A 10,741-nucleotide genomic window follows, 5' to 3' on the forward strand; every position below is an offset into this window, starting at 1 on the left:
CCGCCGTCGAAACGCCCGCCGTCTGGCCAGCGCATCCCGGATAGCCTCTCCTCGATGCTGCCATTCCAGCAGCATGTGCACGGGGATGGCACGGACGATTTCGCTGGTGCTTGCATCCACTGTCTCTTTTTCCAACGCCATGCCGGTAGCCTTACTGCCAGGGTCCAGCTTCAATCGCAGAGGCTGCAAGGCGGAATCTTCCACCCTGCGGTCCACCGGAGGGATGGTAAAGGGCACCATCAGGACAACGCAGGCACCTCCGCGCTCCAGCAGCATCCGCGCCCGCTTCTCCGAGCACGGCATCAGGGCGGGGTAGTTGACTTTTAGCATGAGTAAAGATAATGCTCAAGCACTCATTATTTATGTATTATATTTTCAAAAGCACAAACCAGTGGTGATTTATTTTTTTCTTTCTCTATCTGTAGGAGGGTGTCGATTATTTCAAGAGTGGCGCTTTCAATCATCGTTAAAGCTCTTTCTGGAGGGATCAGATTGCTATCGCCAACGTGCCAAAAAAGACAGTTCTTTTCCCATCCGGGAAATAGATTTTTAAGAGGTTCCTTATGCTCCTCTTCCCTCAAAGCAATTCTAAGGGTAGCATTTTGTAGATCTCGAATATGAAGCTGTACTGGATCAGTCCCAGCAAAAGATAAAGGGATATTTTTTTGAATCAGGGCTTCTTTAACAAAAGGCGAAAGAAGCCCAGGCGTTTTTGAGGCAACAATTCCTCTTGAAAAAGCCTCCCAACAGAGAGAGTGTTGGAAAGCATGAAAATTGAAAATAGCTTGAGCGAATCGACTCCTATAGATATTTCCAGTGCATATAAATAAAATAAATTTTTTCTGCATATATTATTAAAAATAATTATATTAAAAATGATTATAATATTTAATTAGTAGAGAAATATATGCATTTGGAAAATAAAATCGCCCAAATTGTCTTTTACAAGTTTTTCTTCTTTTTTCTTGATTAAATAATTTTTTTTAATTTAGTTTTCTTGTATATGGTACAAACGACCTCCGTAGCTTTTAATTCTCCTCTCGAAGGAGATGTAGTAGTCACTAGGATTGATGCGGCGATCAACTGGATGAGGAAGAATTCTTTATGGCCAATGCCAATGGGACTTGCCTGTTGCGCTATTGAATTGATGTCTTCGGCTTGTGCTAGATTTGATATTTCTCGATTTGGAGCGGAAGTGATGCGATTTTCTCCAAGGCAGTGTGACGTGATGATTGTGGCGGGCACGGTGACATATAAAATGGCTTATTCGGTAAAAAGGATTTATGAGCAAATGCCAGATCCAAAGTGGGTGATTGCTATGGGTGCCTGCGCTTCCAGTGGAGGAATGTATAGGAGCTATTCGGTCCTTCAAGGCATTGATCAGCTACTGCCAGTTGATGTGTACGTTTCTGGTTGTCCTCCTCGGCCAGAGGCTCTCCTGGACGCCTTGATCAAGCTTCAGCAAAAGATAGATAAGGAATCTTCCTTACGTCACTTGAAACAAATAGAGGCCTAAAAGAGAAAGCAAGTAAAGTTTATGTCTGCATTATCTTTCCCATTAGCCAAAGAAATTCAGAACCTCTTCCCTGCAAAGTTATTGGAAGTCAAAGAATTTCGTGGTGAATGGACCTTAATAATGGATTTAGCTATAATCCAGGAAGTTGCAAGGTTTTTAAAGGAAGAAAAAGGATTTTCTTTGCTTCTAGATATTTCAGGGGTAGATCATTTAGGAGAGGAGCCTAGATTTGAGGTTGTTTATCATTTTTATAATTTAGAAAAAGGCCTTCCTTTGAGGATTAAAGGAAGGCTGAGTGAATCCAATCCGATCGTTCCCACTCTTTCTTTTGTTTATCCAACTGCTAACTGGCATGAAAGAGAAGCCTACGACATGTTTGGCATTATTTTTGAAGGCCATCCAGATTTACGTCGGATTTTGATGTGGGAAGGTTATCCCTATTTCCCACTGAGGAAGGATTTTCCTGTGGAAGGAAAACCAACGGACCAGAGTCCTATAGCCTTTGCTCGACCAGCCCCTCTAGATGGAGGCCCTTTTGTGTCTTCTCCTGCACCATTATCGGATCAAAGAGAACCAAGGGCTAAGTGGGATGAAGAAAATCTTGAGGAACTGGAAGAAATTAAAGAATCAGAAAAGCTACCCCTGCTTCCAAAAGAATAATTACAAAAGAACCATATGTCTGAACATCTAACTAGAGAAGTCCGCATGGAAGTTCCCGATGTAGGAGAACTTCTCAGAAGAGCAGAAGAAATTTCCGGTGCCCCTGAAGGAGAAAGACTTGTGTTAAACATGGGGCCTTCCCATCCAAGTACGCATGGGGTTTTCCAACTTATTCTCGAATTAGATGGCGAGGTTATCACCAAAGCTATTCCTGAGGTGGGCTATTTGCATCGAGGGGATGAAAAGATAGCCGAAAATATGCACTATAACCAATTTGTGCCTTATACTGATCGACTCGACTATCTTGCTCCTTTAGCCAATAATGTGGTCTATGCTTGCGCGGTTGAAAAACTTTTAGGTTGGGAAATTCCTCCTAGAGCACAGGTTATTCGTGTGATTTGTGCTGAAATTGCTAGAATTTCTTCTCATTTAATGGGGCTTGGGGCTTATGCGATGGATTGTGGAGCTGTTTCTGTCTTTCTCTATACTTTTACAGAACGAGAAAAGATCTATACTTTGATTGAAGAGCTCACGGGAGCTAGATTTACAACAACCTATACGAGAATTGGTGGGTTAAGCAGGGATTTGCCTCCGGGATGGCCTGAAAAAGTAAAAGAGTTCGTCAAACAGTTCTTACCTAAAGTGGATGAGATAGAAGGACTTTTAACTAAGAACAAAATTTTTGTTGATCGGACTCAAAACATTGGTGTCATTTCCAAAGAGGACGCTATTGATTATGGCTTGACCGGTCCGAATTTAAGAGGCAGTGGGGTTAATCATGATCTAAGGAAAAAAAATCCCTATCTTGGATATGAAAAATATGATTTTGAGGTGCCTTTGGGGAGTGTTGGAGACTGTTTTGATAGATATATGGTGAGAATTGAAGAAATGAGGCAAAGTTGCAGGATTCTCCAACAAGCCTTATCGGATATTCCCATGGGGCCGATTGCTGTGGATGAGCCCAGGGGGTATTTGCCTAAAAAAGCTGATGTTTTGACGAAAATGGAGGAACTGATTCAGCATTTTATTATTGCAACCCAGGGAGTGGATGCACCTGTTGGTGAAGTATATTTTGGAGGAGAAAATCCAAAGGGAGAGCTAGGTTTTTATATTGTAAGTAAGGGTGGAGGGGTGCCTTACCGTTTAAAAATTCGATCTCCATCCTTTGTTAATTTAAGCATATTGCCTAAAATTCTTCCAGGGCATCTTTTAAGCGATGTGGTAGCTATTTTGGGGAGTTTGGATTTTGTCATGGGAGAGTGTGATAGGTGAACGGAGCTTGTGCCCGTTTTTTCAGAAAAAAAAGAGGCATGTTTTATTTGTATTTAAGGCATTGAAAAATGAATGCGACAGAAAAAGATCTTCCTCAGTTAGAAGAAAGTTTTATTGAAGAGGCTGAAAGGATCATTAGCCAATATCCAGTTTCCAAAAGAAGCGCTTCCTTGCCGTTGCTGCATTTATGGCAAAGGCATTTTGGATTTGTTTCACCTCAAGGGGTCCAGTGGATTGCCGAAAAGTTGGATTTAGAACCAATAGCGGTAGAGGAAATTGCGACTTTTTATCCGATGATTCGTCAAAGACCCCTTGGGCATTATCAATTTAAAGTTTGCAGAACACTTTCCTGTGCTTTGGCTGGGAGCTACGAAATTTTTGAATATATCAAAAAAAGTTGCAAAACCGTTAATGAAGTTGGGCATCATGTTTATGTAAGCGAGGATGGAAAGTTTTCTGTAGAATTTGTTGAATGTCTAGCAGCCTGTGGAAATGCCCCGGTGATGATGCTTAACGAAGAAGAATGGATGGATGTGACTCAAACTAAAATTGATGCGATACTCAATCATTTAATAAGGGAAAAGAGAAAAGAGGAGTTTTAAACCCATGGCTAAAGCTGAATATAGACTTATACTTAAGCATGCCGATGAGCCTGGTTACACTGTTGATATAGATTGCTATCTGAGCCATGGGGGATATCAAGTTTTGAAAAAGGCTCTTGCCATGCCACCTGACCAGATCATTCAAGAAGTCAAGATATCAGGCTTACGAGGCAGAGGGGGTGCAGGTTTCCCTACGGGAGTTAAGTGGGGCTTCATTAATCATGAAAAAAACACAAAACCAGTCTATTTACTTTGCAATGCGGATGAATCTGAACCAGGAACATTTAAGGATAGACAGATTATTTATAAAGATCCGCATCAGCTGATCGAGGGCATGGTCATCAGTGCCTATGCCAACCGAGCCCATTTAGCTTATATCTACATTAGGGGAGAATTTGCAAAAGGTGCTGAAATTCTTGAAAAGGCCTTAGCAGAAGCAAGAGAGAGAAACTTTTTAGGGAAGAATATTCTGGGCAGTGGGTATGAGCTAGAAATTTATGTTTTTCGTGGAGCTGGAGCCTATATCTGTGGTGAAGAAACCGGTTTGATAGAATCCTTAGAGGGGAAAAGAGCCTATCCAAGAATCAAACCCCCTTATTTTCCTGCAGTGCTTGGCTTATATATGTGCCCAACCATCGTCAATAATGTGGAGACACTTTGTCATGTAAAGCATATTGTGGAGATGGGAGGGGCTGAATATGCCCGGATAGGCACCCCAAATAATACTGGCACTCGAATATGGTGTGTAAGTGGAGATGTTAATAAACCTGGATACTATGAATATCCTTGTGGGGCCATCACTTTTGGAGAGCTTCTCTATGAGGTCTGTGGCGGCATTAGAAATGGCAATAAGCTCAAAGCGGTAATTCCTGGTGGGTCGTCTGCAAAAGTTTTACGAGCCGATAAAAAATACAAGATTCCTAAGAAAAAAGAGGATGGTTCGACAGAAATTGTTGAGATGGGGCTAGAGGATATCCCTTTAGATTTCGATACAGTTGCTGCTACTGGCTCTATGTCAGGATCAGGGGGAATAATAGTAATGGATCATACACGGGATATGGTTGAATGCTTGCGGAACATTGCTGAGTTTTACGCCCATGAATCCTGTGGCCAATGTACTCCGTGTAGGGAAGGCTCTCTTTGGATGAAGAAGATGCTTGATAGAATCTGTACTGGCGGAGGAAGGCCTGAAGATAGTAAATTGCTTCTTGAAGTAGCCAATCATATTGCGGGTAGAACCATTTGTGCCTTTGGAGAGGCTTGTTCTTGGCCTGTGCAAAGTTTTGTGGAGATGTTTGGAGAAGAGTTTGAGGCTAAGCAAAGAAAAGAGTCTTCTTTGGAAATTCTAGAACCCCTGACAAATAGGACTGCTTAATTTGATTATAACAAAGTTGATGATTATAACAAAGCCAACGGTGTGTCGGATATGAGTGCTTTAATCAAAAATCCTTTTAATCATGACTTGCCCCCCTTAGAGGCTCCTCTTGTAAATGTTCAGCTCGATGGACAATGGGTTAAAGTTCCCAAAGGCTTAAATATTATTGAAGTGGCTAAACGATTTGGCAAGTTTATTCCTCACTATTGCTATCATCCTAAACTTTCCATTGCGGGCAACTGTCGAATGTGCCTTTTCGAAATGGGCATGCCGAAGCTAGATGCAAATCGGAAGCCTGTTGTTGATGCGGAAGAAAGGCCGGTGATTAATTGGTTGCCTAGGCCGCAGATTGCCTGTGCCACTCAAGCCACGGAAGGAATGGCTATTAGGACAAACTCGAAACTCGTTAAAGATTGCCAAGAGGGAGTGATGGAATTTCTTCTTATCAATCATCCCTTAGATTGTCCCATATGCGATCAGGCAGGAGAATGTCGGTTGCAGGAATATGCATATGATTTTGGTAAGGGAAGGAGTCGGTTTGTAGAAGAAAAAGTAAAAAAACCCAAGCGTGTGGACTTTGGGCCGAGGATTATTCTTGATGATGAAAGATGCATTTTGTGTTCTAGATGTATTCGTTTTGCAAGAGAGATTGCCAAACAAGATGTGATAGGTTTTGTGAATCGTGGCAGCTATTCTACATTAACAGTTTATCCAGGAAGGGTCTTTGATAGTAATTATTCATTGAATACGGTGGATATATGTCCAGTAGGTGCGTTGACGAGCAAGGATTTTCGTTTCAAAATGAGAGTTTGGTTCCTAAGGGAAGCTAAAAGTATATGTACAGAGTGCGCTACTGGATGCAATATTATCATAGGCAGTAGAGAAAATATAGTCTATCGATTGACACCACGGGTCAACGAGGAAGTAAACTCTCATTGGATGTGTGACCAAGGAAGACTTGGCTTCCATTATATTCATAGCAAAAAAAGAGTGACTGAGCCTGCTTCTCATCTGAATGGATCGCTCTTTCCTCTGGAATGGTCAGAAGCCTTACGCACTGTTGCTCAAAAGCTTATGGAATTTCCTCCCTCTGAAATCGCTTTTCTGGTCTCTGCAAGGCTTACTTGTGAAGAGCTTTACCTTGTAAAGAAGCTCATGGAGACTTTAGGAAAAGGGACAGAAATATTTTCAGAAATAATTCCAAGAAAAGGAGTTGCCGATGGACTCCTTAGAAGTGCCGATCTCAATCCTAATACCAAAGGAGCTATAGGGATTGGCATTGGAAAGGAAGGAAGGAGGATTGAAGAACTAAAAAATAAGATTCGAGCTAAAGAAATCAACTGTCTTTTTGCCATTCATGAAAATCCTGAAGAAGTTGGCATTCAGGAGGATATTCTTTCTTCCCTTTCTTTTTATGTTTGGCAAGGGCTGATTCCGGGGCCTGCAGTGCACAAGGCAAATATTCTATTGGCAGGAGCTAGTTTTGCTGAAAAAAGTGGAACGATGATCAATATTGCTGGTAGGCTACAGAAACTGCATAAAGCTATTCTTTGTCCAGGAAGAGCCAGAGAGGATTGGAGAATTTTACGAGATCTGCTCCTTTTGGTTGGAGTGAAGGAGAGGGTCTTTGAAAAAATTAATGATGTTTTTGATGCCATGTCCAAAGAAATCGACCTTTTTGAAAGCCTTTCTTGGAATACAGTAGGAGATTTAGGGATAGATCTGAGTCAAAAGTTAAAAAACCGATCAATTCTATAAGAAAGAGAGTTTAGTAATGGATGGTTCTTTGACTGTTTTTATTATTAGCACATTGATTAAGATTGCTGTCGTTGTTGGTGTGCTTTTAGGCATTGTTGCTTACACCGTTTTAGCTGAAAGAAAAATATGCGCTGCCATTCAGGATAGAGTAGGACCAAACCGCGTAGGACTTCCTTTTCTCAAAGGACGTTTTTGGGGATTAGGCCAACCAATTGCCGATGCCTTTAAACTCATGCTTAAGGAACAATTTGTTCCTGGGGTTGTAAAAAGATTTTATTACACCCTCGCTCCTTTTTTTGTCATGGTTCCTCCTTTAGTAATCATTGGTCTTATCCCCTTTGCATCCATAGAGCCGATAACGATCTCTTCTTTGAAGATCGTTGTTCCTCAGCCTGGAGTCATTATCAATGCAGGAGCTGGCGTCTTATGGGCATTTGCTATTAGTTCTTTGAGCGTTTATGGGATTGTCCTTGCTGGATGGGCTTCCAATTCAAAGTACGCTTTCCTTGGAGGTATACGATCAACCGCTCAGATGATTTCTTATGAAGTAGCGCTAGGGTTTTCCATCATACCTGTATTTCTTCTGACAGGAAGTTTGAATTTTTCTGATATCGTTAAATTTCAGATAGAACACGGTTGGTTGATGATTCCTTTTTTTGCCCAACATTTGGATTGGAAACTTTTTGTAATGTGGCCCTTTCTTTTTATCTCTTTTCTGATTTTTTTGGTAGCTTTGTTTGCTGAGACGAATCGAGCGCCATTTGATTTACCTGAAAGTGAACAGGAGCTAGTGGCTGGATATAATACAGAATATGGAGGGATGAAATTCGGTATGTTCTTTTTGGGGGAGTATGCTGCAATGGTGGCTGCAAGTGCTTTGATTATTACACTGTTTTTTGGGGGCTGGAGTCTGCCTTTTGGGTTGTTGACAAAGGGAGTTGGTATCGGTGGGTTGATAATCCAGGCGTTGGTGTTTTTATTAAAAATTCTTGTATTTTTGTTCCTATTTATTTGGATTCGATGGACTCTTCCTCGCTTCCGGTATGATCAACTCATGAATCTGGGTTGGAAGATTTTTCTTCCGCTTTCTATGGTTAATATTGGCTCTGTTGCAGTGCTTTTGGCTCTGTTTAAAACTCTTTAAAGCCAATTGTCTCTATCCCTCGCAGGCTTCCAAACCAAAATATTTTAAAAAGAAATTTAAAAAAAATGGTTTTTTTCTTGAATTATACTTGGAATATAGAAACTTTTTGCTTTCGGTTTTTTGTAATAAATAGTTTAAAAACATAAATGGAGGGTTCCATAGAATTGGTACCAAAAGAGAACATACAAAAGCTTCCTGAGACTGCTCCGCTATCCTTGGTAGAGAAAGCATGGATTAGCGGTTTCTTAGCTGGCATAATGGAATATGCGGAGGCTGGAAGACCCTTTCCTTCTATTCCCAAATGGGCACCAATTTCCCCAGTAGCGCGACAATGGGCAGAAGAATTCATCTTTAATTTACTCTCTTTCCCTCAGGCTGAACTACAAAAGGAAGAAGAGTCTTCTAGGGCTAATCATTCAACCATAAAAATATTTTTTGGGAGTCAAACAGGAAACGCCGAAGAGCTAGCGAAGCGAATGGGCAGGAAGTTGCAGTCTGTAAAGTTCCCCGTATCGGTCATCGATCTAGCTGATTTCAAAAGCGTTGATTTAACTAAAGAATCCTATGCTATTTTCTTTATAAGTACTTTTGGGGAAGGGGAACCTCCAGATAACGCGAGAGAATTTTGGGAGTATTTGTCTTCTTCAGAGGCTCCTAGATTAGAAAATCTCCAATATGCCCTTTTGGCATTGGGCGATTCTGCTTATCCAGATTTTTGTCAAGCCGGGAAAAATGTGGATAAACGATTGGAAGAGCTTGGAGCCAAAAGGATCTACCCAAGGATTGATTGTGATGTAGATTATGAAGAGTCGGCTTCCAAATGGATAGATAGTGTTTTGGAAATTTTGCCGCGTTCTTTACAGATTTCAGATCAGAGTAAGCAGGCTTTTAGCGTGGAAACAAAGGGGGAAGGTCAAAAAGTGAGTGTTCCTTTGACCTCCAAAAAAGTTTCCGTTCCACAACCCCCTTTTAATAAACAAAATCCTTTTCCTTCGAGAGTCTTAGAAAACAGGCGATTAACATTGATGGGTTCTGAGAAAGAGACGCGGCATCTGGAGTTATCTTTGGAAGGCTCCGATTTGAGTTATCTTCCAGGAGATGCCGTGGGCGTTTTCCCAACGAATTGGCCTGTGCTTGTACAGGAAATCATTGAAACCTTAGGTTATACGGGAGAAGAAATTGTTCCCACACCAAGTGGTGAAAATGTTCCATTGCGAGAAGCCTTATATCGGCATTACGAAATCAATTCTATTCTTGACGATTTCCCAAAGAAGGGGATTGGGGCTCTTGAACTTGTTAAAAATTTAAGATCCCTTTCTCCCCGATATTATTCTATTGCCTGCAGTCCAAAGCTGTATGAAATGGAAGTCCACCTTACGGTGGTAGTTGTGAGGTATATTCAACATGGACGATGGAGAAGGGGGATATGTTCTAATTTTCTGGCTGAAGCCTCCCCTAAGGTCCCCATTCCTATCTTTATTCGATCTAATCCAAATTTTCGTATTCCCTCTGATCCGGATGCTCCCATGATTATGATAGGACCTGGAACGGGGATTGCTCCTTTTAGAGCTTTTCTTCAGGAGAGGATGGCTATAGGGGCGAAAGGGAAAAATTGGCTTTTCTTTGGAGAACAACATCGTTCCACGGATTTCTTTTATCAGGAGGAACTGGAAGATTTTTTAAAGGAAGGTGTATTGACTCGACTCGATACTGCTTTTTCACGCGATCAGTCTTATAAAATTTATGTTCAGCATCGGATGTTGGAGAATGCTCAAGACTTTTGGGGTTGGTTGCAGGAAGGGGCCTACGTGTATGTCTGTGGCGATGCCCATAGGATGGCAAAAGATGTTGATGCAGCTCTTCATAGGATTTGTGAGACTGCGGGAGGGCTTTCCAAAGAAAAAGCACAAGAATATGTCCAAAATCTTCGCTCTTCCAAAAGATACTTGCGTGATGTCTATTGATGATATTCCAGTGGCGTTCTGAAAGGATCAAGACAAGATAATAAAAATAAAATTAGAGTTCCTTTCATCAGCCAACAGCGTCGCGCAAGACCCCTTCCTTTAGGCATGGAGAGGAGCGCCGCTACTTTCGCTTCGCAAAATAGGATAGTATGTGAAGTATGAGGAGGACAATCCGATTGTTTCTAGAACCTACAACCAAACAGGCTGAAATCCTCTTGTGCACACTCCCTGAGTACACTGATTGTTTCAACGCTGTCTGTGCTGTTGGCTGGCAGAAGCGTTGCAAGAACGGTGTGAAATTGCATCCCGAGACGTACTGGACACTCCGTACGGAGCATCCGGATATGCCTTCCGGGCTTGTGATTTCTGCTAGAGTGTGCGTGCAACGGAGGCTATCAAGTCCGCCTTGAACCGTCTGAATAAAGACCGCAAGGTGAGACGGCCGCATGG

The 10,741-nt window shown here is 41.7% G+C and carries 11 protein-coding genes; 9 read left to right on the forward strand and 2 right to left on the reverse strand.

The genetic code is table 11. The features are described from left to right. Window positions 1-330 (reverse strand): RRXRR domain-containing protein (locus A7Q09_RS10740; protein WP_208526714.1); only part of this gene is annotated, 330 nt, incomplete at its 3' end. A 26-nt stretch (window positions 331-356) separates the two neighbouring features. Beyond that, a complete protein-coding gene (locus tag A7Q09_RS07775) occupies window positions 357-848 on the reverse strand; it encodes a low molecular weight phosphatase family protein (RefSeq protein WP_134390902.1) in 492 nt (163 codons plus the stop codon). A 155-nt stretch (window positions 849-1,003) separates the two neighbouring features. Between A7Q09_RS07775 and nuoB the strand changes: the two genes are divergently transcribed. From nuoB to A7Q09_RS07820, 9 genes are all read left to right on the forward strand, one after another. After that, a complete protein-coding gene (gene nuoB, locus A7Q09_RS07780) occupies window positions 1,004-1,516 on the forward strand; it encodes an NADH-quinone oxidoreductase subunit NuoB (RefSeq protein ID WP_134390903.1) in 513 nt (170 codons plus the stop codon). A 21-nt stretch (window positions 1,517-1,537) separates the two neighbouring features. Next, a complete protein-coding gene (locus A7Q09_RS07785) occupies window positions 1,538-2,176 on the forward strand; it encodes an NADH-quinone oxidoreductase subunit C (RefSeq protein WP_134390904.1) in 639 nt (212 codons plus the stop codon). 15 nt (window positions 2,177-2,191) lie between these two features. Next, window positions 2,192-3,448 (forward strand): NADH dehydrogenase (quinone) subunit D, encoded by a 1,257-nt coding sequence (gene nuoD / locus A7Q09_RS07790; RefSeq protein WP_134390905.1) that lies wholly within the window; start codon window positions 2,192-2,194, stop codon window positions 3,446-3,448. Window positions 3,449-3,516: 68 nt separating this feature from the next. Beyond that, window positions 3,517-4,050, forward strand: coding sequence for an NAD(P)H-dependent oxidoreductase subunit E (locus A7Q09_RS07795; protein ID WP_134390906.1), 534 nt, complete (start codon window positions 3,517-3,519; stop codon window positions 4,048-4,050). Between the two features lie 4 nt (window positions 4,051-4,054). Continuing rightward, window positions 4,055-5,425: an NADH-quinone oxidoreductase subunit NuoF gene (gene nuoF / locus A7Q09_RS07800; RefSeq protein ID WP_134390907.1), complete on the forward strand. Its 1,371-nt coding sequence runs from the start codon at window positions 4,055-4,057 to the stop codon at window positions 5,423-5,425. 51 nt (window positions 5,426-5,476) lie between these two features. Beyond that, window positions 5,477-7,183, forward strand: a complete 1,707-nt coding sequence (locus tag A7Q09_RS07805; protein ID WP_134390908.1) for a molybdopterin-dependent oxidoreductase — start codon at window positions 5,477-5,479, stop codon at window positions 7,181-7,183. Between the two features lie 16 nt (window positions 7,184-7,199). Further along, window positions 7,200-8,327, forward strand: coding sequence for a complex I subunit 1 family protein (locus A7Q09_RS07810; RefSeq protein WP_134390909.1), 1,128 nt, complete (start codon window positions 7,200-7,202; stop codon window positions 8,325-8,327). Window positions 8,328-8,473: 146 nt separating this feature from the next. Continuing rightward, window positions 8,474-10,291, forward strand: coding sequence for a sulfite reductase flavoprotein subunit alpha (locus A7Q09_RS07815; protein WP_134390910.1), 1,818 nt, complete (start codon window positions 8,474-8,476; stop codon window positions 10,289-10,291). 158 nt (window positions 10,292-10,449) lie between these two features. After that, complete coding sequence (locus tag A7Q09_RS07820) at window positions 10,450-10,701, forward strand: hypothetical protein (protein ID WP_134390911.1); 252 nt, start codon at window positions 10,450-10,452, stop codon at window positions 10,699-10,701. Window positions 10,702-10,741 lie beyond the last annotated feature (40 nt).

This window comes from Methylacidiphilum sp. Yel (genome assembly GCF_004421185.1).
Lineage (GTDB): Bacteria > Verrucomicrobiota > Verrucomicrobiia > Methylacidiphilales > Methylacidiphilaceae > Methylacidiphilum.